Origin of the sequence: Achromobacter sp. LC458, from assembly GCF_001005835.2 — a bacterium.
GTDB lineage: Bacteria > Pseudomonadota > Gammaproteobacteria > Burkholderiales > Burkholderiaceae_B > Achromobacter > Achromobacter spanius_B.
Window position 1 is genome coordinate 213,863 of the sequence record NZ_LBHW02000006.1, and the last position, 22,131, is coordinate 235,993.

27 protein-coding genes are annotated in these 22,131 nt (G+C 65.6%); 26 read left to right on the forward strand and 1 reads right to left on the reverse strand.

Annotated elements, in window-relative coordinates; genetic code table 11:
* Positions 1 to 6: 6 nt before the first annotated feature.
* Together YH64_RS07700 and YH64_RS07705 are read left to right on the forward strand one after the other, a co-directional pair.
* Positions 7 to 1,473: a glutamate synthase subunit beta gene (locus YH64_RS07700; protein WP_046805282.1), complete on the forward strand. Its 1,467-nt coding sequence runs from the start codon at positions 7 to 9 to the stop codon at positions 1,471 to 1,473.
* A gap of 261 nt (positions 1,474 to 1,734) precedes the next feature.
* Positions 1,735 to 2,373 carry an OmpW family protein gene (locus YH64_RS07705; protein ID WP_046805281.1) on the forward strand — a complete coding sequence of 213 codons (639 nt, stop codon included), beginning with the start codon at positions 1,735 to 1,737 and terminating at the stop codon, positions 2,371 to 2,373.
* On the opposite strand, the gene YH64_RS07710 is transcribed toward YH64_RS07705, so the two are convergent.
* Positions 2,370 to 3,257, reverse strand: a complete 888-nt coding sequence (locus tag YH64_RS07710; RefSeq protein ID WP_046805280.1) for a LysR family transcriptional regulator — start codon at positions 3,255 to 3,257, stop codon at positions 2,370 to 2,372. The two genes, YH64_RS07705 and YH64_RS07710, sit on opposite strands and share 4 nt — an antisense overlap.
* Before the next feature lie 64 nt (positions 3,258 to 3,321).
* Between YH64_RS07710 and YH64_RS07715 the strand changes: the two genes are divergently transcribed.
* The 24 genes from YH64_RS07715 to tatB form a co-directional block, all read left to right on the forward strand.
* Positions 3,322 to 4,572, forward strand: coding sequence for a YbfB/YjiJ family MFS transporter (locus YH64_RS07715; protein ID WP_046805279.1), 1,251 nt, complete (start codon positions 3,322 to 3,324; stop codon positions 4,570 to 4,572).
* 24 nt (positions 4,573 to 4,596) lie between these two features.
* A complete protein-coding gene (locus YH64_RS07720) occupies positions 4,597 to 5,574 on the forward strand; it encodes a tripartite tricarboxylate transporter substrate binding protein (RefSeq protein WP_046805278.1) in 978 nt (325 codons plus the stop codon).
* A 17-nt stretch (positions 5,575 to 5,591) separates the two neighbouring features.
* Positions 5,592 to 6,653, forward strand: a complete 1,062-nt coding sequence (locus tag YH64_RS07725; protein ID WP_046805277.1) for a nitronate monooxygenase family protein — start codon at positions 5,592 to 5,594, stop codon at positions 6,651 to 6,653.
* 449 nt (positions 6,654 to 7,102) lie between these two features.
* On the forward strand, positions 7,103 to 7,939 hold the full coding sequence (locus YH64_RS07730; RefSeq protein ID WP_046805276.1) for an ABC transporter ATP-binding protein: 837 nt from the start codon (positions 7,103 to 7,105) through the stop codon (positions 7,937 to 7,939).
* A complete protein-coding gene (gene mlaE / locus YH64_RS07735) occupies positions 7,936 to 8,724 on the forward strand; it encodes a lipid asymmetry maintenance ABC transporter permease subunit MlaE (RefSeq protein WP_046805275.1) in 789 nt (262 codons plus the stop codon). The genes YH64_RS07730 and mlaE overlap by 4 nt, the downstream gene beginning before the upstream one ends.
* 12 nt (positions 8,725 to 8,736) lie before the next feature.
* Entirely contained in the window at positions 8,737 to 9,234 is a 498-nt protein-coding gene (gene mlaD / locus YH64_RS07740) for an outer membrane lipid asymmetry maintenance protein MlaD (protein ID WP_046805343.1), read from the forward strand.
* Positions 9,235 to 9,314: 80 nt separating this feature from the next.
* Positions 9,315 to 10,115, forward strand: a complete 801-nt coding sequence (locus tag YH64_RS07745) for a VacJ family lipoprotein (RefSeq protein ID WP_046805274.1) — start codon at positions 9,315 to 9,317, stop codon at positions 10,113 to 10,115.
* Positions 10,116 to 10,154: 39 nt separating this feature from the next.
* Positions 10,155 to 10,784, forward strand: coding sequence for a phospholipid-binding protein MlaC (locus tag YH64_RS07750; RefSeq protein WP_046805273.1), 630 nt, complete (start codon positions 10,155 to 10,157; stop codon positions 10,782 to 10,784).
* A 172-nt stretch (positions 10,785 to 10,956) separates the two neighbouring features.
* The gene (locus YH64_RS07755) at positions 10,957 to 11,769 is read left to right on the forward strand and encodes an ABC transporter ATP-binding protein (RefSeq protein WP_046805272.1); all 813 of its coding nucleotides are present in this window, start codon (positions 10,957 to 10,959) and stop codon (positions 11,767 to 11,769) included.
* Positions 11,766 to 12,578, forward strand: a complete 813-nt coding sequence (locus YH64_RS07760) for an ABC transporter permease (protein WP_046805271.1) — start codon at positions 11,766 to 11,768, stop codon at positions 12,576 to 12,578. Before YH64_RS07755 ends, YH64_RS07760 begins: the two co-directional genes overlap by 4 nt.
* Before the next feature lie 5 nt (positions 12,579 to 12,583).
* Positions 12,584 to 12,829 carry a BolA family protein gene (locus YH64_RS07765; RefSeq protein ID WP_046805270.1) on the forward strand — a complete coding sequence of 82 codons (246 nt, stop codon included), beginning with the start codon at positions 12,584 to 12,586 and terminating at the stop codon, positions 12,827 to 12,829.
* Entirely contained in the window at positions 12,829 to 14,097 is a 1,269-nt protein-coding gene (gene murA / locus YH64_RS07770; RefSeq protein WP_046805269.1) for a UDP-N-acetylglucosamine 1-carboxyvinyltransferase, read from the forward strand. Before YH64_RS07765 ends, murA begins: the two co-directional genes overlap by 1 nt.
* A gap of 76 nt (positions 14,098 to 14,173) precedes the next feature.
* On the forward strand, positions 14,174 to 14,848 hold the full coding sequence (gene hisG / locus YH64_RS07775; RefSeq protein WP_046805268.1) for an ATP phosphoribosyltransferase: 675 nt from the start codon (positions 14,174 to 14,176) through the stop codon (positions 14,846 to 14,848).
* A gap of 54 nt (positions 14,849 to 14,902) precedes the next feature.
* Positions 14,903 to 16,207 (forward strand): histidinol dehydrogenase, encoded by a 1,305-nt coding sequence (gene hisD / locus YH64_RS07780; protein ID WP_046805267.1) that lies wholly within the window; start codon positions 14,903 to 14,905, stop codon positions 16,205 to 16,207.
* Positions 16,204 to 17,310 (forward strand): histidinol-phosphate transaminase, encoded by a 1,107-nt coding sequence (gene hisC, locus YH64_RS07785; protein WP_046805266.1) that lies wholly within the window; start codon positions 16,204 to 16,206, stop codon positions 17,308 to 17,310. Before hisD ends, hisC begins: the two co-directional genes overlap by 4 nt.
* Before the next feature lies 1 nt (position 17,311).
* Entirely contained in the window at positions 17,312 to 17,899 is a 588-nt protein-coding gene (hisB, locus tag YH64_RS07790; RefSeq protein ID WP_006216836.1) for an imidazoleglycerol-phosphate dehydratase HisB, read from the forward strand.
* Positions 17,900 to 17,933: 34 nt separating this feature from the next.
* On the forward strand, positions 17,934 to 18,632 hold the full coding sequence (locus YH64_RS07795; RefSeq protein ID WP_120153433.1) for an imidazole glycerol phosphate synthase subunit HisH: 699 nt from the start codon (positions 17,934 to 17,936) through the stop codon (positions 18,630 to 18,632).
* A 56-nt stretch (positions 18,633 to 18,688) separates the two neighbouring features.
* Positions 18,689 to 19,429 (forward strand): 1-(5-phosphoribosyl)-5-[(5-phosphoribosylamino)methylideneamino]imidazole-4-carboxamide isomerase, encoded by a 741-nt coding sequence (gene hisA, locus YH64_RS07800; protein WP_046805342.1) that lies wholly within the window; start codon positions 18,689 to 18,691, stop codon positions 19,427 to 19,429.
* Positions 19,426 to 20,247 carry an imidazole glycerol phosphate synthase subunit HisF gene (gene hisF, locus YH64_RS07805; protein ID WP_104144700.1) on the forward strand — a complete coding sequence of 274 codons (822 nt, stop codon included), beginning with the start codon at positions 19,426 to 19,428 and terminating at the stop codon, positions 20,245 to 20,247. Before hisA ends, hisF begins: the two co-directional genes overlap by 4 nt.
* A gap of 2 nt (positions 20,248 to 20,249) precedes the next feature.
* Positions 20,250 to 20,654, forward strand: a complete 405-nt coding sequence (gene hisI / locus YH64_RS07810) for a phosphoribosyl-AMP cyclohydrolase (protein ID WP_046805263.1) — start codon at positions 20,250 to 20,252, stop codon at positions 20,652 to 20,654.
* Positions 20,651 to 21,001 carry a phosphoribosyl-ATP diphosphatase gene (locus YH64_RS07815; protein ID WP_046805262.1) on the forward strand — a complete coding sequence of 117 codons (351 nt, stop codon included), beginning with the start codon at positions 20,651 to 20,653 and terminating at the stop codon, positions 20,999 to 21,001. Before hisI ends, YH64_RS07815 begins: the two co-directional genes overlap by 4 nt.
* Before the next feature lie 16 nt (positions 21,002 to 21,017).
* Positions 21,018 to 21,386 (forward strand): histidine triad nucleotide-binding protein, encoded by a 369-nt coding sequence (locus YH64_RS07820; RefSeq protein ID WP_046805261.1) that lies wholly within the window; start codon positions 21,018 to 21,020, stop codon positions 21,384 to 21,386.
* Positions 21,387 to 21,400: 14 nt separating this feature from the next.
* Complete coding sequence (gene tatA / locus YH64_RS07825; protein ID WP_046805260.1) at positions 21,401 to 21,628, forward strand: Sec-independent protein translocase subunit TatA; 228 nt, start codon at positions 21,401 to 21,403, stop codon at positions 21,626 to 21,628.
* 73 nt (positions 21,629 to 21,701) lie between these two features.
* Positions 21,702 to 22,131, forward strand: a 430-nt coding sequence (gene tatB / locus YH64_RS07830) for a Sec-independent protein translocase protein TatB (RefSeq protein WP_143215281.1), incomplete at its 3' end; no start/stop codon positions are given.

Genomic DNA, 22,131 nt, shown 5'->3' on the forward strand with positions numbered 1-22,131 from the left:
GATACCATGGGAAAGATTACTGGCTTTATGGAATTTCAGCGCTTGCAGGAGGCCGCCGAGGCCCCGCAGAAGCGGCTGAAGAACTGGCGCGAATTCGTGCTGCACCTGACCGACGACCAAGCCAAGCAGCAAGCGGCGCGCTGCATGGATTGCGGCATCCCGTTCTGCAACAACGGCTGCCCGGTCAACAACATCATCCCCGACTGGAATGACCTGGTGTACAAGCAGGACTGGCGCCGCGCGCTGGACGTCCTGCACTCCACCAACAACTTCCCGGAATTCACGGGCCGCATCTGCCCGGCCCCGTGTGAAGCCGCCTGTACCTTGAACATCAACAGCGACGCCGTGGGCATCAAGTCCATCGAGCACGCCATCATCGACAAGGGTTGGTCCGAGGGCTGGGTTGCGCCGCTGGTGCCGGCACGCAAGACCGGCAAGAAGGTTGCCGTGGTGGGCTCCGGCCCCGCCGGCATGGCGTGCGCGCAGCAGTTGGCGCGCGCCGGCCACTCGGTGACGCTGTTCGAAAAGAGCGACCGCATCGGCGGGCTGCTGCGTTACGGCATCCCCGACTTCAAGCTGGAAAAGCATCAGATCGATCGCCGCATTTCGCAAATGGAAGCGGAGGGCGTGGAGTTCGCGCCGTCCACCTACATCGGCAATCCGAAAGACCCCGTGGCCGATGGCCTGACGGTGCGCACGCCGGAATCGCTGAAGGCGGAGTTCGACGCCATCGTCATGACGGGCGGTTCGGAAACGCCGCGCGATCTGCCGGTTCCCGGCCGCGAGCTGTCGGGCGTGTATTTCGCCATGGACTTCCTGCGCCAGCAGAACAAGGCCGTGGCGGGTGACCGCCTGACGAACCAGACGCTGGCCAAGGGCAAGCACGTGGTGGTGATTGGCGGCGGCGATACGGGTTCGGATTGCGTGGGCACCAGCAACCGCCATGGCGCGGCCTCGGTCACGCAATTTGAATTGATGCCGCAACCGCCCGAGTCCGAGAACAAGACGATGACCTGGCCGTACTGGCCGCTGAAGATGCGCACGTCGTCCTCGCACGAAGAAGGCTGCGAGCGCGATTGGTCCGTGACCACCAAGCTGCTCAAGGGCAGCAACGGCAAGGTCGAAAAGCTGGTCGGCGCGCGCGTCGAGTGGTTCAAGGACGAAGCCACCGGCCAGATGAAGATGCGCGAAGTCGAAGGATCGGAATTCGAGATCAAGGCTGACTTGGTGCTGCTGGCCATGGGCTTCGTATCACCGGTGCAGACCGTGCTGGATGCGTTCGGCGTGGATCGCGATGCGCGCGGCAACGTGCGTGCCAACACCGACGACTACCGCACCAACGTCGAAAAGGTTTTTGCCGCGGGCGACATGCGCCGAGGCCAATCGCTGGTGGTCTGGGCCATCCGCGAAGGCCGCCAGTGCGCGCGCTCGGTCGATGAATTCCTGATGGGCAGCACCGAACTGCCGCGCTGATCTTCCAGCAACGCAAGACCCACGCAACACCTACGCAAGACCCCATTCGCCGCCTGCGCGCCCCAGCGCCAAGGCGGCGAATGTCATTGAAGGCAGGGAATGTCATTGAAGGCGGCGAACGAGACCGCATCAGTCCCCCCGCTGTTGCCGCGCCACCACGTCGCATTCCGCATCTTTTAACGGTTTGACACACATCAATCTGGCCTTGCGCCGGGTCTGAGAACCTGTGGCCTCACCTTACGGAAAGATCGGAGAAGAAAAATGTTTTCGCTGAACGGGCGTATCCGCGCCACCGCCATTGCCGCACTTATCGCCGCCGGCTCACTGGCTGCCCCGGCGCAGGCGCATGAAGCGGGCGACGTGCTGTTCCGAGTGGGCGTGACGCAGGTGCGCCCCGCTTCCAACAACGGCACGGTGCTGGACGGCAGCGTCAAGCTGGACGCGAACAACAACGTACGCCCGAGCTTCACGCTGGGCTACATGGTGACGCGCAACATCGGCATCGAACTGCTGGGCGCGTGGCCGTTCCAGCATGACGTCAGCGGCAGCGGTTTGGGCAAGATCGGGGCCAGCAAGCAGCTGCCTCCGACCCTGAGCCTGCAATGGCACATCCTGCCCGACAGCATGATCCAGCCGTACATCGGCGTGGGCCTCAACTACACGCACTTCTTCGACACCCAGGCCGAAGGCGCGCTGAAGGGTTCCGACCTGAAGATGGGCGATTCGTGGGGCGTGGCCGCGCAACTGGGCGCGGACTTCAAGATCAACGAACGCTGGTTCATGAACGCCGACATCCGCTACATCGATATCAAGTCGAAGGTGAAGCTGGACGGCCAGCACATCGGCACCGCGCGCATCGACCCGTGGGTGGCGACGCTGGGCGTGGGCTACCGCTTCTAAGCAGCGGCTGTTTGGCGGCCCGGCGTCTGCAATTGCAGGCGCAAGGCCTGCAACGCGGGCGTATCGTCGTCCGCGCGCCAGACCAACTGCGTCAGGGCGGTAGCGGATGGGCCGGTCAGTGCGCCGACATGGACGGAATGCTCGGCCCCCAGCACTGCCAACACCGAGCGCGGCACGATGGCCACACCCGAGCCCGCCGCCACACACGCCACGATGGCGTGATACGACGCAAACTCCATCACCCTGCCCGGCGCCACGCCTTCGTGGTTCAGCCACGATTCCAGGATGCGGCGGTACGAACACCCCGCCGCGAACGCGATCACCGTGCGGTCGCCAAGATCGCGCGGGCTGCTGATCGGCCCCCATGCCAGGGGCGAGATCAATGCCAGGCTTTCCTGAAAAGCGTCCATGGCGGCCAGACCCTCTGCCGGAAACGGCTGGGCAACAAACGCCGCTTCGATTTCGTAATTGCGCACCTGCGCGGCCAATGCGCCCGACGTGCCGGTGACCAGTTCAATGCCCACTTGCGGCCATGCCGCGTGATAGGCCGCCAGGATCGGCGGCAGGCGCGCGGCCGCCGTGCTTTCCATGGTGCCGATGCGCAGCACGCCCTGCGGCGCGCCGTCGGGCACTGCCGCCTGCGCCTCGTCGGACAAACGCAGCAGCCGGTCGGCGTAGGACAGCAGCACGCGGCCCTGGTCCGACAGCACCAGCCGGCGGTTCTGGCGGCGAAACAGCGGAGCGTTCAATGACGCCTCCAGCTGCTTCAGGCGCGTGGACACATTGGACTGCACCCGGTTCAGGTGCTGGGCCGCGCGCGCGACGCCGCCCTGGTCGGCCACGGCTTTAAAAATCTGCAACGCATCGAGATCCAAGTTTCTCATTTCAAGAACCTATGTTCTTAATAATTCACTATTAAAGATATAAGTACAGCCGTAGAGTAGGCCCATGTCAACGCCTGCTTACCCTTCCGTTTCCGATGCCGCTGCCGCTGCCGATACGCGCAGCGCGGCCACTCTGGCGTGGCCGGCCGCCCTGGCCCTGGCTGCCGCCATGGGCATCGGCCGCTTTGCGTTTACCCCGGTCTGGCCGCTGATGGCCGAGGAAGGCGGTTTGTCGCTGGCGCAGGGCAGTTGGATCGCCTCGGCCAACTACGCCGGCTACCTGCTGGGCGCGCTGGCCGCCGTGGTCTGGCCCATGCGTCACGCAGGCCACGCACGCGTGCAGCTTGCCATCAGCCTGCTCGCCGTGGCGCTGTTGACACTGGCCATGCCGTTGACGCATGACGTCATGGTCTGGTGTGCGCTGCGCCTGGCCGCCGGCTATGCCAGCGCCAGCGCATTCATCTGCGTCGCGGCGGGCCGGACGGTGGCGCCGGGCGATCCGCGGGAGCCCGCCGCGTCGGCACTGACGTATGCGGGCGTGGGCGCCGGTATCGCGCTGACCGGCTTGGCGTGCCTGGCGCTGATGGCCTGGGGCGTGCGGGCGGACGGCACCTGGCTGGCGCTGGGCGGGTTGACGCTGGCCTTGTCCGCCATCGCCTGGCCCGGTTTGAAGCGGCCATCGCATGTGCCGTCGTCGACGGCGCACGCCGGCCCACCGGCGCGTGTGCCCCGCGTCACCGCCCGGCTAGCATTGCATTACGGCGTTTTTGGCATCGGCTACATCATCCCCGCCACCTTTCTACCCGCCATGGCCAAGCAGGTCATCGCCAACCCCGCCGTGTTCGGTTGGGCCTGGCCGCTGTTCGGCCTGGCCGCTGCCGTGTCATGCCTGCTGGTGCCGCGGCTGGCACGGGCCCGCGATGAAAAGCGCGTCTGGCAGGTTGCACAGGCGCTGATGGCGGCCGGCATGCTGGCCGCCGCGCTGTGGCACCACATCGCCGCCGTGATCGTTGCGGCGCTGCTGGTGGGCGGCACGTTCATGGTGATTACGCAGGCAGGCATGCTGACGGCCCGGCGCATGGCCGGCGCCGCCGCCCCGCGCGCCGCCGCCATCATGACCGCCGCTTTCGCCGCCGGGCAGATCCTGGGGCCGCTGTTGGCATCGTGGGCCGGCCACTGGGGCGCCGGCCTGCCGCAGGTGCTGGGCGGCGGGGCCGCGCTGCTGGCCGTGTCCGCGTGGCGCTTGGGAAAAATCACGACAGAAGACAAAGGCGCTGGGCATAATGCGATCGGCCCGCAGGGCTGTACACATTAGAGACAAGAAAGAGGAGTCACCCGCATGAAATCACTGCGCCCCCTGATCGCCGCCCTGGCGGCCGTTGCCGCCTTCAGCGGCGCCGCGCAAGCCCAGACCGCCGACTGGCCCGCCAAGCCCATCACCATGATCGTGCCTTACGCGCCGGGCGGCTTTGCCGATACCCGCGTGCGCCTGCTGGCGCGCAAGCTGGGCGAATCGCTGGGCCAACCCATCGTGGTGGAAAACAAGGCGGGCGCGGGCGGCGTGGTCGGCACCAACCTGATTGCGAAGGCCGCCCCCGACGGCTACACCATCGGCACGGGCAACCTGGCCCCGATGGCGGTGAACCCGTCGCTGATGAAGGAAATGCCCTACAACCCGCAGAAGGATCTGGCCCCGATCGTGCTGATCGAGAACAGCCCGCTGGTGTTGAGCGTGAACAACGAATTGCCGGTCAAGACGCTGGCGGACCTTATCGCGCTGGCCAAGAAGCAGCCGGGCAAGCTGTCGTTTGGCTCGTCGGGCGTGGGCGGGGCGCACCACCTGTCCGGTGAAATGTTCCGCGAACAGGCCAAGATCGACATCGTGCACGTGCCGTACAAGGGCGGCAGCCTGGCCGCCACCGATTTGATGGGCGGCCACATTTCGATGATGTTTGAAATGGGCTATTCCGCGTTGCCGGCCATCCAGGGCGCCAAGATCCACCCCATCGCCGTCACGTCCGCCAAGCGCCTGGCCGTGCTGCCCGACGTGCCGACGATGGCCGAGTCCGGCCTCACCGGCTTCGAGTCCTACAACTGGCAGGGCATCGTCGCCCCGGCCGGCACGCCGGCGCCGATCATTGCCAAGCTGAACGCCGAGTTCAACCGCATCCTGAAAGAACCGGATGTGCAAAAGGCCATTGCCGACACCGGCAGCCAGGCCGGCGGCGGCACGCCCGAGGAATTCGCGGCTTTCATCAAGAGCGAAACCGACAAGTGGGCCCACGTCATCAAGGCTGGAAACATCCAGCTTCAATAACCTGAAGGAGTCACTCCATGGCCGCCCGATTGCTAGACCTGCTGAAGCTGGACCACCCCGTCATCCAGGCGCCCATGGCGGGCGGGGCGACGACGGTGGAACTGGTGTCCGAAGCGTCCAAGGCGGGCGTTCTGGGGTCGCTTGGGGCGGCCTACATGACGCCCGCGCAGATCGAAACCGCCGTGCAGGGCATTCGCGCCCGCACGGACCGCCCGTTCGCCATCAACCTGTTCGCCAGCGTGCCGGCGCAGCCCATGCAGGGTGACGCCGACCGCATGCTGGCGTTGATGGCCCGTTACCACGCCAAGCTGGGCCTGCCGGCCCCGGCCGCGCCGGCCGCCCAGGCGGACCCGCTGCCCGAGCAGATCGACGCCATCCTGCGGCTGCGCCCGGCCGTGTTCAGCTTCACGTTCGGCCGCATCGCCGGCGATGTTCTGGCGCGTTGCCGCGAGCTGGGCATCCTGACGGTCGGTACGGCGACCACGGTGCGTGAAGCGGTGGCGCTGGAGCAGGACGGCGTGGACGCGGTGGTGGCCCAGGGGGCCGAGGCAGGCGGCCATCGCGGCACATTCCTGGACGATTTCGAGCAGTCGCTGATCGGCACGATGGCGCTGGTGCCGCAGATTGCGGATGCGGTATCCATCCCGGTGATTGCCTCCGGCGGCATCATGGACGGGCGTGGCATCGCGGCCGCGCTGGCCCTGGGTGCCGACGCGGCACAAATGGGGACGGCCTTCCTGACGACGGACGAATCGGGCATCAGCGAAGCCTACAAAGCCGTCCTGCCCGGATCGCGTTCGGAGCAATCGCGGGTGACGCGGGCGTTTTCCGGCCGCCCGGCTCGCGGCATTGCCAACGCGTTCATGCGGGACGCCGACGCCATTGCCGCCGACATCCTGCCGTACCCCCTGCAAAACGCCTTGACGCGCCCTATGCGCACCGAAGGCGGCAAGGCCGGCAATACGGAAGTGCTGTCGCTGTGGGCAGGACAGGCCGCGCCGCTGGCCCGGCGCGAAAGCACTGCCGATCTGGTGGGCCGGCTGGCGCGCGAACTGGCTGCCGTCCGACATCGCAACTGATGTGGCCCTGATGCGGCCCTGAAGCGGCTTGGGCAGCTGGGGCGGCCTTGGGCGGCTTGGGTCGGCTTGGGGCAGCCTAAGGCGGCATGGAGCGGCTTTGGGCGGCTGGAGCGGTTGGGACGGCCGGGGGGCTGCGGCGCCCGGGCCGACTTATGTGCGGTATGCGCCCCGGCCCAGCCCAATAGCGCCGCCCGCTTGCCTCAAACACGACCGGATTGTCCCTGCCACCGAAAACACTGTTCCACGGGCGGGCCCTTGCGTTGTCATTGCAAAGCGTCGAGCTACAATGGCGCCTCGCCGCTGGGGCCCATCGCCTGTTTTGCCCCGGCACCTGAGTAACCGGGCGCTTCCTGCCGCATCCTGTCTTGCCCGCGCAGCCCGGTTATCCGCCCCGCGCGCCGACAAGCCAGCAGGGCTAGCTCCGCCACCGAAACACTCTTTCGTTGCCCATGCCCGCTCAATCAAGCAGCACCCCGGAATTCGCCCTGCGCCTGGACGGTGTAGCGCTTGGCTACGGTGATTTCACCGTCCTGCGCGATATCTCCATGGAAGTGCGCGCAGGCGAAGTGGTCGCCATCATGGGCGGCTCGGGCTCGGGCAAGACCACGCTATTGCGCGCGGCCACCGGCCAGTTGCTGGCCCAGCAAGGGCGGGTCGAGGCGTTTGGCCAGGACCTGGGCCAGGTCACCCCGGCGCAGTTGCAGTCCCTGCGCAAGCGCATGGGCGTGCTGTTCCAGCAAGGCGCGTTGTTCACCGATTTGAACGTGTTCGAAAACGTGGCGTTTCCGCTGCGCGAACACACCCGGCTGTCCGAAGCCGAAGTCACCGACCGGGTGCTGGACAAGTTGGACGCCGTGGGCTTGCGGGCCGCCGCGCATCTGAAGGTAGCTGAAATTTCCGGCGGCATGGCCCGCCGTGTGGCGTTGGCCCGTGCCGTCGTGCTGGAACCCGAACTGATCCTGTACGACGAGCCCTTCGCGGGCCTGGACCCGATCTCGCTGGGCATCACCGCCCGCCTGATCCGCCATCTGGCCGACCGGCTCGGTTGCGCCTCGGTGCTGATCACGCACGACGTCCAGGAATCCTTTTCCATCGCCGACCAGGTGTATCTGGTGGGCCAGGGCAAGCTGGCCGCTGCCGGCACGCCGGAATCGTTGTCGGCGTCGCAAGACCCTTACGTGCAGCAATTCCTGAAAGGCGAACCCGACGGCCCGGTCGCGTTCCAGTATCCCGACACGCCGGCTTTCCAGAAGTGGCTGTCCGCACAGAAAGGGCGCAAAGCATGAGCGGTTCCAACAACATGGTTGGCGCGCTGGGGGGCTGGGTGCGCAAACAGATTTCCGGCATCGGCTTTTTCACCCGCTTTTTCGGCGGCATGCTGGCACGCAGCGGCATTGTGTTTTCGCGGCCGCGCCTGGTGTCCCAGCAAGTGCACTTCATCGGCAACTATTCGCTGCTGATCATCGCCGTATCCGGCATGTTCGTGGGCTTTGTGCTGGGCCTGCAAGGCTATTACACGCTGAACCGCTACGGCTCGGAAGAGGCCCTTGGCCTGCTGGTGGCGCTATCGCTGGTGCGCGAATTGGGCCCGGTCGTCACCGCGCTGCTGTTCGCGGGCCGGGCGGGCACATCGCTGACGGCCGAGATCGGCCTGATGAAAGCGGGCGAACAGCTCTCGGCCATGGAAGTCATGGCCGTGGACCCCATTCGCCGCGTGCTGGTGCCGCGCCTGTGGGGCGGCATCATCGCCATGCCCATCCTGGCCGCCGTGTTCTCCATGGTGGGCATCCTGGGCGGCTGGGTCGTCGGCGTCGTAATGATCGGCGTGGATGCGGGCGCCTTCTGGTCGCAGATGCAAAACGGTGTCGACGTCTGGAACGACGTGGCCAACGGTGTCGTCAAGAGCGTAGTGTTCGGCATCACGGTCACGCTGGTCGCGCTTTACGAAGGCTGGCAGGCCAAGCCCACGCCGGAAGGCGTGGCGCGGGCCACCACGCGCACGGTGGTCGTGGGTTCCCTGGCGGTACTTGGGCTGGACTTCCTGCTCACCGCCTTGATGTTTGGAAATTGAAACGGATTGATCATGTCACGCGAAAAAACCGACTTCTGGGTAGGCCTGTTCGTACTGCTGGGCGCGGTCGCTCTGGCGTTCCTGGCGTTGCGAGCCGGCAACCTAAGCACCTTTTCCTTCGCCCCCACCTATACGCTTTCGGCCAATTTCGATAACGTAGGCGGCCTGAAACCGCGCGCGGCCGTCAAAAGCGCCGGCGTTGTGGTGGGCCGCGTGTCCAGCATCACCTTCGACGACAAGACCTTCCAGGCGGTCGTGTCGGTGAATCTGGAAAAGGAATACCAATTCCCGAAGGATTCCTCGGCCTCGATCCTGACGTCCGGCTTGCTGGGCGAGCAGTACCTGGGTCTGACGGCCGGCAGCGAAGAAGAGAACTTTACCGACGGCGGAAAAATCCGCTATACACAGAGCGCGGTTGTGCTGGAGCAGCTGATCAGCCAGTTCCTGTACGGCTCCGCTGAAAAGCAGGGCGCCTCGTCGTCCGAGCCCGCCGCGAAAGCGCCAAATTAAAGACGATGCGAAAGACGCTGTAACGGCGTCGCGCCTCGACATCGCAATAACATAAGAATCGTTGATAGGGTCTCCTGATCATGAACAAGAACGCATTTTCCCGAATTGCCACCATCGCGGCGGCGGGTGTCCTGATGGCCGGCTGCGCCGCGCCGCAGAACCCGGACCCGCGCGATCCGTGGGAAGGCTTCAACCGGGGCGTGTACAAGTTCAATGACACGGTGGACCGCGCGGTATTCAAGCCGGTCGCCCAGGCGTATACCTATGTCACGCCGCAGCCCGTGCGCAGCTGCGTGCACAACATCTTCAGCAACATGACGGACCTGTGGTCCGGCACGAACAGCTTCCTGCAAGGCCGTGGCCACGACTTCGTGAACACGCTGGGCCGCTTCCTGTTCAACACCACCATGGGCGTGGGCGGCTGCTTTGACGTTGCCTCGGCCAACGGCGCACGCAAGATCCCGAACGACTTCGGCACGACGCTGGGCGTGTGGGGCTTTGGCCAGGGCCCGTACCTGGTGCTGCCGATCTTCGGTTCGTCGACCGTGCGTGACGGCGTGGGCCTGGCCGGCGACTTTGCCGGCACCACCTACGGCTACATGGGCATCGATTCCATCGACAACGTGCGCCTGCGCAATTCCCTGTGGGGCCTGCGCCTGGTTGACACGCGCGCCAGCCTCTTGAACGCCACCGACACGATCGACCGCGTGGCCCTGGACCCGTACAGCTTCATCCGCGACGCCTACCTGCAACGCCGCAACGCCATGGTGATGGGCCACCGCGTTGACGACGAAGGTTCGCTGCCCAACTACGAAGACGACGAGGGCGATGCCCCTGCCGCCGGCAAGGCTGCCCCGGCACCCGTGCCCGCCACCAAGTAAGCTTTAGGCTTGCGTTCATCGGTACCGTAAGGAGTTTTGATGCGATTTGCTTTTCTTTCCCTGATGCAACGGTTGGCCTTCGCGGGCCTTCTGGGCCTTGCCGTGGCCGGCGCTGCGCAGGCCAAGCCTGATCCCAACGGCGCGCCGGACCAATTCGTCCTGGCCACCGCCAACGAAGCGCTGGATGTCCTGAAGGCTGACGGCGCGGTCAAGGCCGGCAACACGACCCGAATCAACGAAGTGGTCAACCAGCACATCCTGCCCTACGTGAACTTTCAGAAGACCACGCGTCTGGCCGCCGGCCGCTTCTGGCGCCAGGCAACCGACCAGCAAAAGAAAGCGCTGGCCGAGGCCTTCCGTGGCACGCTGGTGCGCACCTACAGCGGCGCGCTGACCCGCGTCACGCCCAGCACGTCGGTCAAGGCGCTGCCGTTCCGTGGCGACCCCAAGGCCGACGACGTGGTCGTGCGCACGCTGATCAGCCAGTCCAACGGCCAGCCCACCGGCGTGGATTACCGTCTGGAAAAGACGCCGCAAGGCTGGAAGATCTACGACATGAACGTCGAAGGCATCTGGCTGATCGAAAACTACCGCAACCAGTTTGCGCAGCAGATCAACCAGAACGGCATCGACGGCCTGATCCAGGCCTTGAACCAGCGCAACCAGTAATTTCGGGTTTCGGCTGTCTTCGGCCCGGCGCGCCCTTGTGGCCCGCCGGGCCGATTATTTCGGGGACGGATAAAACCGCCATCCCCCCAGGCCCTCCGGGGCCATAGGCGCTTGCCGTCACGGCGCGCTTATATAATGATCAATTCGCTCTTTTCGGGCACCCCCCGCCGTTATGTCAGCCGTCAGTCTAGAAAACGTCTCCAAGATCTACTTGCCGCGTGTGCGCGGCTGGCAGAAGCTGCTTGGGCGCAAGCCCGCCCCCGGCTTTCAAGCGCTGGACAATGTCAGCCTGAATATCGAGCATGGCGAGTTCTTCGGCCTGCTCGGGCCGAACGGCGCGGGCAAGACCTCGTTGATTTCCATTCTTGCCGGCCTGGCGCATGCCACGTCGGGGCGCGCCAGCGTCTGTGGATACGACGTCGTTGCCGACTACAAGTCGGCGCGGCGGTCGCTGGGCGTGGTGCCGCAAGAGCTGGTCTACGACCCCTTCTTCACAGTGCGTGAAACATTGCGCATCCAGTCCGGCTACTTCGGCCTGCGCAACAACGACGACTGGATCGACGAAATCCTGTTCAACCTGGGCCTGTCCGACAAGGCCGACAACAACATGCGCGCGCTGTCGGGCGGCATGAAGCGCCGCGTGCTGGTGGCGCAGGCGCTGGTGCACAGGCCGCCCGTCATCGTGCTGGACGAGCCCACCGCCGGCGTTGATGTCGACCTGCGCCGCACGCTGTGGGAATTCATCTCGCGCCTGAACAAGGCCGGCCACACCATCATGCTGACCACGCATTACCTGGAAGAAGCGGAAGCCCTGTGCGGCCGCATCGCCATGCTCAAGCGCGGCCGCATCGTGGCGCTGGACACGACGCAAGCGCTGATGGCGCGCGTGGGCGGCGTCGACCTGGAAGACGCGTTCGTGCGCATCATGCACCAGGGCGATGAACCCGCCGCGCCCGCCCTGCAACCCGAAGAGATCTCGTCATGACGCAGCCCAACGCGACCGCCGGCCAACCGCTGGTGCAGCCCCGCCTGGACGCGGGCTCCGGCTTTCCGACCCTGCTGCGCAAGGAATTGCTGCGCTTCTGGAAGGTGGGTTTCCAGACCATTGCCGCGCCCGTGATCACGGCGCTGCTGTACCTGCTGGTCTTCGCGCACGTGCTGGAAGGGCGCCTGATGGTGTATGGCACCGTGCCGTACACCGCGTTCCTGATCCCCGGCCTGATGATGATGAGCATGCTGCAGAACGCGTTCGCCAACCCATCCTCGTCGCTGATTCAAAGCCGCATCACGGGCAACCTGGTGTTCATGCTGCTGCCGCCGCTGTCGCACCGTGACATCTTTGGCGCGTTCGTGCTGGCGGCCGTGGTGCGCGGCCTGAGCGTGGGCGTATGCGTGTGGTTCGTCGCGCTGTGCTTTGTGTCGCTGGTGCCGGCCAACCCGCTGTGGCTGCTGGTCTTCGCGGTGCTGTCCTGCGGCATCATGGCCGTGCTGGGCGTGGTCGCGGGCCTGTGGTCTGAAAAATTCGACCAGCTGGCGGCCTTCCAGAACTTTCTGATCATGCCCGCGACGTTCCTGTCCGGCGTGTTCTATTCGATCCACACCTTGCCGCCCTTCTGGCAGGCCGTGTCCCACTGGAACCCCATCTTTTACGCCATCGACGGCTTCCGCTACGGATTCTTCTCGGTGTCGGACGTCTCGCCCTGGCGCAGCCTGGCGGTGGTGACGGGGGTATTCCTGGCGCTCTCGCTTTACGCGCTGCGGCTTCTGGCCAGCGGCTACAAACTCAGGAACTGACGTCCATGCTTCCCACTCCCGCGCAAGTCCGCCAATACATCGCGGACGGCCTGTCCTGTGAACATCTTGACGTGCAAGGCGACGGCTCGCATTTCGACGCCGTCATCGTCAGCGCCGCCTTTGAAGGCAAACGCCTGATCCAGCGCCACCAAATGGTTTATGCCGCGCTGGGCGACCGCATGAAGGCCGAGATCCACGCACTGTCGATGCGCACGCTGACACCTGACGAATACCAGCAAGCAGGCAAGTAATGGATAAATTGCGCATTACCGGCGGCTCGCCGCTACACGGCGAAGTCTCGATATCCGGCGCCAAGAATTCCGCGCTGCCGATCCTGTGCGCCGGCCTGCTGACGGCCGACGCGCTGACGCTGACCAACGTGCCGCACCTGAACGACACCGCCACGATGCTGCGCCTGCTGGCGCGCATGGGCGTGCAGGCCGAACGCGGGGCCGACGGCATCGTCACCTTGCAGGCCAACCGCGTCGACAACCTGGAAGCGCCCTACGAACTGGTCAAGACGATGCGCGCATCGATCCTGGTGCTGGGTCCGCTGCTGGCGCGCTTTGGCGAGGCGCGCGTCAGCCTGCCCGGCGGCTGCACCATCGGCCAGCGCCCCGTCGACCAGCACATCAAGGGCCTGGCCGCGCTGGGCGCGCAGATCAGCATCGAACACGGCTTTGTCGTGGCGCGCGCCAAGCGCCTGAAGGGCGCCTCCGTGCGCACCGACATGGTCACCGTCACCGGCACCGAAAATTTGCTGATGGCCGCCGTGCTGGCCGACGGCCAGACCGTGCTTGAAAACGCCGCCTGCGAACCGGAAATCGTGGATCTGGCCGAGCTGCTCATCAAGATGGGCGCACGCATCCAGGGGCACGGCACCGGTCGCATCGTGATCGACGGCGTTGAACGCCTGCATGGCGCCGAACACCGCGTCATTTCCGATCGCATCGAAGCCGGCACCTTCCTGTGTGCCGTGGGCGCGGCCGGTGGCGACATCCTGCTGAAGAACACCGACCCCGCCATTCTGGGCGCCACGCTGGACAAGCTGACCGAAGCCGGCCTGACGATCGAAACCGGCCCCGACTGGATACGCGGCGCCATGTCCGCGCGCCCCAAGTCCGTGGGCTTTCGCACGCACGAATACCCGGGCTTCGCCACCGACATGCAGGCCCAGCTCATGGCGCTGAACGCCGTGGCGGACGGCACCTCGGTCATCGTCGAAACGATCTTCGAGAACCGCTACATGCACGTGCAGGAACTGCGCCGCATGGGCGCCGACATCGACATCGACGGCCACACCGCCGTGGTGCGGGGCGTGAAGCGCCTGTCGGGCGCCACCGTCATGGCCACCGACCTGCGCGCGTCCGCCAGCCTAGTCATCGCCGGCCTGGCGGCCGACGGCGATACGCTGGTCGACCGCATCTATCACCTGGATCGCGGCTACGACCAGATGGAAGTGAAACTGCGCGCCCTGGGCGCGAATATCCAACGCGTGACCGGCAAGGAACAGGCATGAAAGGTAATAGCCCCCAGGCTGCGCCTTCGGCTTGCTGCCCCCCGAGTGGGTCCGTTCATTTTGAGGCTGCCCGGCAATGAACAATGCCACGATGAAGCCCCTGACCCTGGCGCTGTCCAAGGGCCGGATTTTTGAAGAAACCATGCCGTTGCTGGCCGAAGCCGGCATCGAAGTCACGGAAAGCCCGGAAAGCTCGCGCAAGCTGATCCTGCCCACCAGCGACCCCGGCCTGCGCCTGATCATCGTGCGCGCCTCGGACGTGCCCACCTACGTGCAATACGGCGCGGCGGACCTGGGCATCGCGGGCAAGGACGTGCTGATCGAGCACGCCAAGGAACAGCCCGGCGGCCTGTACCAGCCCATCGACCTGAACATCGCCAAGTGCCGTCTGGCCGTGGCCGTGCGCAACGGCTTTGACTACGAAGGCGCGGTGCACCAGGGCGCGCGTCTGCGCGTCGCCACCAAATACGTGCACTCAGCCCGTGAACACTTCGCGGCCAAGGGTGTGTACGTGGACATCATCAAGCTGTATGGTTCGATGGAATTGGCGCCGCTGGTCGGCCTGGCCGACTGCATCGTGGACCTGGTGTCCACCGGTGGCACGCTGCGCGCCAACGACCTGGTCGCGGTCGAAGACGTCATGCCGATTTCATCGCGCCTGATCGTCAACCAGGCCGCGCTCAAGACTCGCGGCGCCCGCCTGCAACCCTTGCTGGACGCCTTCGAAAGAGCCGCCTCCCGCAACGCCTGACCCCCGCCCGCCGCGATAACGCGGCGGCCGCTTTCCGCTTTGCTGCATGACGCCATGGCCCTGATCAATCGTCTTGATTCCCGCGATCCCGGATTCAAATCCGCCCTGTCCAAGCTGCTGGCTTTCGAGGCCACCGAGGACGAGTCCATCGACCGTGCCGCCGCCGGCATCCTGGCTGACGTGCGCGCGCGCGGCGATGCCGCGCTGGTGGAATACACCCAGCGCTTTGACCGCATGCCCGGCGCATCCGCCGACACGCTTGAAATCCCCAAGGCCGACTGGCACGCCGCGCTGGCCACGCTGCCCACGGCGCAGCGCAACGCGCTGGAAGCCGCCGCCGACCGCGTGCGCGCCTACCACGAGCGCCAACGCGCTGAAACCTGGACCTACACCGAAGCCGACGGCACGCTGCTGGGCCAGCAGGTCACGCCGCTGGACCGCGTGGGCCTGTACGTGCCGGGCGGCAAGGCCGCCTATCCGTCGTCGGTGCTGATGAACGCCATTCCCGCCAAGGTGGCGGGCGTGCAGGAACTGATCATGGTCACGCCCACGCCCGACGGTGTGCGCAACCCCATCGTGCTGGCCGCGGCCGCCATTGGTGGCGTGGACCGCGTCTTCGCCATCGGCGGCGCGCAAGCCGTGGGCGCGCTGGCTTACGGCACGGACACCGTGCCCGCCGTGGACAAGATCGTGGGCCCGGGCAACGCCTATGTGGCCGCCGCCAAGCGCCGCGTGTTCGGCGTGGTGGGCATCGACATGATCGCCGGCCCCAGCGAAATCCTGGTCATCTGCGACGGCAAGACGCCGGCCGACTGGATCGCCATGGATTTGTTCTCGCAAGCCGAGCACGACGAACTGGCGCAGTCCATCCTGCTGTGCCCGGACGCCGCGTTCATCGAAGAAGTGGAAGCCGCCATCGCGCGCCTGTTGCCCACGATGCCGCGCGCCGACATCCTGCGCGTCAGCCTGGCCAATCGCGGTGCGCTCATCCAGGTCCAGAGCCTGGAAGAAGCCTGCCAGATCGCCAACGACATCGCGCCCGAACACCTGGAAATTTCCACCGAGCAGCCCGAAATCTGGACCGCCAAGATCCGCCATGCCGGCGCCATCTTCATGGGCCGTTTCAGCTCGGAAGCGCTGGGTGACTACTGCGCGGGCCCCAACCACGTGCTGCCCACGTCCCGCACCGCGCGCTTTTCATCGCCGCTGGGCGTGTACGACTTCCAAAAGCGTTCCAGCCTGATCCAGGTGTCGCACCAGGGCGCGCAGACGCTGGGCCGCATCGCCGCCGAGCTGGCGCTGGGCGAGGGCCTGCAAGCGCACGCCGCCAGCGCCCAGTACCGGGTCGACAAACCATGAGCGCGGCCCCGGCGGCAGGCGTCGCTGGCCGCATCGAAGGCACCGTGCGCGCGGATATCCGCGCGCTGGCCGCCTACCCGGTCGCCAACGCGGATGGCTGCATCAAGCTGGACGCGATGGAATGCCCGTATGAATTGCCCGACGTGGTGCGCGACGACATCGCCCGCGCCGTGCGCGACACACCGCTGAACCGCTATCCTGCCGCTGACCTCTCTGCCTTGCAGCAGGCGGTGAAAGCCGGCTTCGGCGTGCCCGACGCGGCCGACGTGCTGTTCGGCAACGGCTCGGACGAGCTGATCCACATCGTCGTCCAGGCCTGCTGCAACCCGGGCGACGTGGTGTTGTCGCCGTGGCCGTCGTTCGTTTATTTCGACATGGCGGCGCGCTTTGACCACGCCCGCTTTGTCGGCGTGCCGCTGACCGACGACCTGACCCTGGACCTGCCGGCGATGCTGGCCGCCATCCGCGAACACCAACCCAAGGTGGTGTTCCTGGCCGTGCCCAACAACCCCACCGGTGGCCTGTGGTCGGACGAAGACGTGCAGGCCATCATCGCCGCCGCCCCCGGGCTGGTGGTGCTGGACGAGGCGTACCAGCCTTTTGCCGACCGCACCTGGATGCCGCGCGTGCTGGACGCGCCCAACGTGGTCGTCATGCGCACGGTGTCCAAGATCGGCCTGGCGGGCCTGCGTTTCGGCTACCTGGCGGGTCATCCCGACTGGATCGCCGAGCTGAACAAGCTGCGCCCGCCCTACAACCTGGACGTGCTGACGCAAGCCACGCTGATGGCGGTGTTGCGCCACAAGCCCGTGCTGGACAAACAGGCCGCGCGCCTGCGCGCCGACCGCGAACCGCTGGCCGCCGCGCTGGCCGCCTTGCCGGGCGTCAGGGTATTCCCTTCCGCCGGCAACTTCGTACTCGCCCGCTTTTCCGGCAAGCTGGACGGCAACGCCGTGCATCTTGCGCTGAAAACGCGCAAAATATTGATTCGCAACTTTTCCAACGCCCATCCGCTCCTGGCAAACTGCCTGCGCATTTCGGTGGGCGCCCCGGCCGAGAACGCCGCCTTGCTGGCTGCCCTGCAAGAGATTTTGAGTGCTTAACATGCGTACCGCAGAGATCACCCGCAACACCAACGAAACCCGCATCCGCGTGGCCATCAACATCGACGGCACCGGCAAGCAGACGATCGACACGGGCGTGCCATTCCTGGACCACATGCTGGACCAGATCGCGCGCCACGGTCTGATCGACCTGGACATCAAGGCCGAGGGCGACCTGCACATCGACGCGCACCACACGGTGGAAGACGTCGGCATCACGCTGGGCATGGCAATCGCCAAGGCGGTCGGCACCAAGGCGGGCCTGCGCCGCTACGGCCACGCGTACGTGCCGCTGGACGAAGCGCTGTCGCGCGTCGTGGTGGACTTTTCGGGCCGCCCAGGCCTGGAATATCACATCCCCTTCACGCGCGCCCACATCGGCAATTTCGATGTAGACCTGACGCGTGAGTTCTTCCAGGGTTTGGTCAACCACGCGCTGATCACGCTGCACATCGACAACCTGCGCGGCTTCAACGCCCACCATCAGGCCGAAACCGTGTTCAAGGCCTGTGGCCGCGCCCTGCGCATGGCCATGGAAGTCGACCCGCGCATGGGCGACGTGGTGCCGTCCACCAAGGGCGTGCTGTAACGTTCGCCAACCCCCACCGCAGCAGGCAAAAGAAGTGACCACTATCGCCATCGTCGATTACGGAATGGGTAATTTCCATTCCGTCGCACGCGCCCTGAAGTTCGCCGCCCCCGACGCGGACGTCCGCATCTGCAACCAGCCCAAAGACATCGACGCGGCCGACCGCGTGGTGTTTCCCGGACAGGGCGCGATGGCGGACTGCATGCGGACCCTGAATGAATCCGGCCTGCGCGAAGCCGTTGTGCGCGCCGCCCGCAACAAACCCCTGTTGGGCGTGTGCGTGGGCGAGCAGATGCTGTTTGATTCCAGCGAAGAAGGCGGCACCTCGTGCCTGGGCCTGTTTCCGGGTGTGGTGCGCCGCTTTTCGGGCCCCCGTTTTGCCGACCTGATCCCCGCCGATGACGAAGCCTGCCTGGCCGATACCGGCGACGCGGGCCTGGCCGACACGCGCCCCGAGCGCCTGAAAGTGCCGCACATGGGATGGAACAAAGTCCGCCAGACGCGCTCTCATCCCATCTGGGACGGCATTCCGGACGACACGCACTTCTATTTCGTCCATAGTTATTACGCCGATCCGGACGATTCCGGCCTGACAGTTGGTGAAACCGATTACGGCGTCGCCTTTACCTGCGCAGTGGCGGCGGCTAACATTTTCGCGGTGCAGTTCCACCCCGAAAAGAGCGCCGAGCACGGTTTGCGCCTGTATCGCAATTTTGTAGACTGGCAGCCGTAGGCCTAGAGCCGACAGCGCCAGCCCATTCAACCCCTCTTTCTTTTTTGCTGCCCACCATGCTGCTGATCCCCGCCATCGATCTCAAAGACGGGCGCTGCGTGCGCCTGCGCCAGGGTGACCTGGACGATGCAACGGTGTTCTCCGAAGACCCCGCCGCCATGGCCACCCGTTGGCTCGACCAAGGCGCGCGCCGCCTGCATCTGGTCGACCTGAACGGCGCCGTTGCCGGAAAGCCGAAGAACGAAGCGCCTATCAAGGCCATTCTGGAAGCCGTCGGCGACGACATCCCCGTCCAGATCGGCGGCGGCATTCGCGACCTCGACACCATCGAACGCTACCTTGATGCCGGCATCTCCTACGTGATCATCGGCACCGCCGCGGTCAAGAACCCGGGCTTCCTGCAAGACGCCTGCGGTGCTTTCCCCGGCCAGATCATCGTTGGCCTGGACGCCCGCGACGGCAAGATCGCCACCGACGGCTGGAGCAAGCTGACCCGCCACGACGTGCTGGACCTGGCCAAGAAGTTCGAAGATTACGGCTGCGAAGCCATCATCTACACCGACATCGGCCGTGACGGCATGCTGTCGGGCGTCAACGTCGAAGCCACGGTGCGCCTGGCCCAACACGTGCGCATCCCCGTTTACGCCTCGGGCGGCATCGCCGGCATCCAGGACATCGAAGCCCTGTGCGCCGTCGAGGAAGAGGGCGTCGAAGGCGCCATCCTGGGCCGCAGCATCTACGAAGGCACGCTGGATTTCCAAGCCGCGCAGGCGCGCGCCGACGAATTGGCAAAATGACCCTCTCTCGCAGCAGCACCGAGGCCGGCGCGCCCGTAGCAAGCGCGCTGACCCGCCGCATCATCCCCTGCCTTGACGTCACCGCCGGCCGCGTCGTCAAAGGCGTGAACTTCGTCAACCTGCTGGACGCGGGTGACCCCGTCGAGATCGCCCGCCGCTACAACGAGCAGGGCGCGGACGAACTGACGTTCCTGGACATCACCGCCACCAGCGACGGCCGCGACCTGATCCTGCCCATCATCGAGCAGGTGGCGTCGCAGGTTTTCATCCCGCTGACCGTGGGTGGCGGCGTGCGCCAGGTGTCCGACATCCAGCGCCTGCTGAACGCCGGCGCCGACAAGATCAGCATCAACAGCGCGGCCGTGGCCAATCCGGAACTGGTGCGCGCCGCGTCCGACTACCACGGCTCGCAATGCGTGGTGGTGGCCATTGACGCGCGGCGCGTGTCGGCCGATGGCGAACCCGCGCGCTGGGAAGTCTTCACCCATGGCGGCCGCAAGGCCACCGGGCTGGACGCCGTGGCCTGGGCACGCCGCATGGCCGCCTACGGCGCGGGCGAAATCCTCTTGACCAGCATGGACCGCGACGGCACCAAGTCCGGTTTTGACCTGGAACTGACGCGCGCCGTATCCGACGCCGTGCCGGTGCCCGTCATCGCCTCCGGCGGCGTGGGCAACCTGCAACATCTGGCCGATGGCGTCACCACCGGCCGCGCCAGCGCCGTGCTGGCCGCCAGCATCTTCCACTTTGGCCAGCACACCGTTGGCGAGTGCAAGCGCTTCATGGCCGAACAAGGCATTTCCGTACGGTTGGATTAATGATGAGCACTGAACCCGCCTGGATGGCCGACGTCGTCTTTGACGAAAACGGCCTGATCCCCGCCATCGCCCAAGATGCCGAGAACGGCCAGATCATGATGGTCGCCTGGATGAACCGCGAATCGCTGGCCGAAACGGCCGCCACCGGCCGCGCCGTGTACTGGTCGCGTTCGCGTCGGCGCCTGTGGCGCAAGGGCGAAGAGTCGGGCCACGTGCAGGAAGTGCACGAATTGCGCCTGGATTGCGACGGCGATGTGATCTTGCTGAAAGTGCACCAGGAAGGCGGCATCGCCTGCCACACCGGGCGCGCCAGCTGTTTTTTCCGCCGCCTGGAAGGGCCGACGGACCAGGCATCCTGGGTCACGGTTGACCCGGTGCTGAAAGACCCCGAACTGATCTACAAATGACCGATCAAACGCTAAGCGCCGCCGATATCCTGGCGCGCATCGCCGACACGCTGGAAACCCGCCGTCCTGAAAACGGCGGCGACCCGGCCGCGTCCTATTCCGCCAAGCTGCTGGCCAAGGGCCCGGATTCCTTCCTGAAGAAAATCGGTGAAGAAGCCACGGAACTGGTCATGGCCGCGAAAGACGGCGTGCCGGACCGCATCGTCAGTGAAACGGCCGACCTGTGGTTTCACTGCCTGGTCGCGCTGACGCACTTCAAGCTGCGGCCGGAAGACGTGCTGGCCGAATTGGCCCGCCGCGAAGGCCTGTCGGGCCTGGCGGAAAAAGCCAGCCGCCCCAAAGACTGACCCCGGAGCCCGGAAAATGAGCGACAACTGTCTTTTTTGCAAGATCGCCGCTGGCGACATCCCGTCCAAGAAGGTCTTTGAAGACGAGGACTTTGTTGCATTTCACGATATCAATCCGGCAGCACCGGTACATTTGCTGCTGATCCCTCGACGTCATGTCACATCCATGCAGGATATTACGGCCGAGGACGCAGGTTGGTTGGGTAGAATGATGTCGTTGGCGCCGCGGCTAGCAGCCGAAAACGGTTGCCGTCCGGGCCCTGATGGCGGATTTCGCATCATGATCAACTCTGGCGTCGAAGGCGGCCAGGAAGTCCCGCATTTGCATTTCCACATCATCGGCGGCTCGCGACCCTGGAAAGGACGCGTGGCCCCCACCGCGTAATTCGGAGAAACATCATGGGTAGTTTCAGCATTTGGCATTGGTTGGTCGTTCTGGTTATCGTGGCGCTGATTTTCGGCACCAAGAAACTGCGCAACATCGGCTCGGATCTGGGCGGTGCGGTGAAGGGTTTCAAGGAAGGCATGAAGGACGCCAACGGCGACAAGCCCGCCGACCCGATCGCGCAACAGCGCGTGTCCGGTGAAACCATCGACGTGCAAGCCAAGGAAAAGACCAACTCCTGAGCCCCGGCTCGTCTCCCGGGCCCGCCCCGAACGGGGCCGGCCCTTATTGCTTCAATTCCCGAGCGGCCGTCGAATGTTTGATGTCAGCCTCACTGAACTGATGGTGATCGGCGTCGTCGCCTTGATCGTCATTGGCCCCGAACGCCTGCCCAAGGTTGCCCGCACCGTCGGTCACCTGCTGGGGCGCGCGCAGCGTTACGTCAACGACGTGAAGTCCGATATCCAGCGCGAAATCGAAATCGACGAGCTGCGCAAATTCAAAAGCGAAATGGAAGATGCCGCGCAGGGCGTGCAGCAGTCGCTGAACGAAACCCACGCGTCATTGCAAGAACCGGTGCAGCAGTTCCGTGCCGAATTGGACGAAGTGGCCCGCGAGGCCAATGGCAAGGTCGCCCCGGTGATCGTGGGCGATGCGCCCGCCACGGCGGCCCCGCTCGCAGCCCCACTCGCAACCGCCACCGAGCCCGCCCGCACCATCGCGCCGCCCAGCCAGAACCACAGCC

Coding starts and splice junctions, on each gene's coding strand:
- YH64_RS07705 (WP_046805281.1), top strand. CDS start 1,735: ATGTTTTCGCTGAACGGGCGTATCCGCGCCACCGCCATTGCCGCACTT.
- hisB (WP_006216836.1), top strand. CDS start 17,312: ATGCGTACCGCAGAGATCACCCGCAACACCAACGAAACCCGCATCCGC.
- YH64_RS07730 (WP_046805276.1), top strand. CDS start 7,103: ATGCCCGCTCAATCAAGCAGCACCCCGGAATTCGCCCTGCGCCTGGAC.
- YH64_RS07710 (WP_046805280.1), bottom strand. CDS start 3,257: ATGAGAAACTTGGATCTCGATGCGTTGCAGATTTTTAAAGCCGTGGCC.
- YH64_RS07765 (WP_046805270.1), top strand. CDS start 12,584: ATGCTTCCCACTCCCGCGCAAGTCCGCCAATACATCGCGGACGGCCTG.
- mlaD (WP_046805343.1), top strand. CDS start 8,737: ATGTCACGCGAAAAAACCGACTTCTGGGTAGGCCTGTTCGTACTGCTG.
- YH64_RS07820 (WP_046805261.1), top strand. CDS start 21,018: ATGAGCGACAACTGTCTTTTTTGCAAGATCGCCGCTGGCGACATCCCG.
- tatA (WP_046805260.1), top strand. CDS start 21,401: ATGGGTAGTTTCAGCATTTGGCATTGGTTGGTCGTTCTGGTTATCGTG.
- YH64_RS07720 (WP_046805278.1), top strand. CDS start 4,597: ATGAAATCACTGCGCCCCCTGATCGCCGCCCTGGCGGCCGTTGCCGCC.
- mlaE (WP_046805275.1), top strand. CDS start 7,936: ATGAGCGGTTCCAACAACATGGTTGGCGCGCTGGGGGGCTGGGTGCGC.
- YH64_RS07715 (WP_046805279.1), top strand. CDS start 3,322: ATGTCAACGCCTGCTTACCCTTCCGTTTCCGATGCCGCTGCCGCTGCC.
- hisF (WP_104144700.1), top strand. CDS start 19,426: ATGACCCTCTCTCGCAGCAGCACCGAGGCCGGCGCGCCCGTAGCAAGC.
- hisD (WP_046805267.1), top strand. CDS start 14,903: ATGGCCCTGATCAATCGTCTTGATTCCCGCGATCCCGGATTCAAATCC.
- YH64_RS07750 (WP_046805273.1), top strand. CDS start 10,155: ATGCGATTTGCTTTTCTTTCCCTGATGCAACGGTTGGCCTTCGCGGGC.
- YH64_RS07725 (WP_046805277.1), top strand. CDS start 5,592: ATGGCCGCCCGATTGCTAGACCTGCTGAAGCTGGACCACCCCGTCATC.
- YH64_RS07815 (WP_046805262.1), top strand. CDS start 20,651: ATGACCGATCAAACGCTAAGCGCCGCCGATATCCTGGCGCGCATCGCC.
- YH64_RS07700 (WP_046805282.1), top strand. CDS start 7: ATGGGAAAGATTACTGGCTTTATGGAATTTCAGCGCTTGCAGGAGGCC.
- YH64_RS07755 (WP_046805272.1), top strand. CDS start 10,957: ATGTCAGCCGTCAGTCTAGAAAACGTCTCCAAGATCTACTTGCCGCGT.
- murA (WP_046805269.1), top strand. CDS start 12,829: ATGGATAAATTGCGCATTACCGGCGGCTCGCCGCTACACGGCGAAGTC.
- hisA (WP_046805342.1), top strand. CDS start 18,689: ATGCTGCTGATCCCCGCCATCGATCTCAAAGACGGGCGCTGCGTGCGC.
- YH64_RS07745 (WP_046805274.1), top strand. CDS start 9,315: ATGAACAAGAACGCATTTTCCCGAATTGCCACCATCGCGGCGGCGGGT.
- YH64_RS07760 (WP_046805271.1), top strand. CDS start 11,766: ATGACGCAGCCCAACGCGACCGCCGGCCAACCGCTGGTGCAGCCCCGC.
- hisG (WP_046805268.1), top strand. CDS start 14,174: ATGAACAATGCCACGATGAAGCCCCTGACCCTGGCGCTGTCCAAGGGC.
- hisC (WP_046805266.1), top strand. CDS start 16,204: ATGAGCGCGGCCCCGGCGGCAGGCGTCGCTGGCCGCATCGAAGGCACC.
- hisI (WP_046805263.1), top strand. CDS start 20,250: ATGAGCACTGAACCCGCCTGGATGGCCGACGTCGTCTTTGACGAAAAC.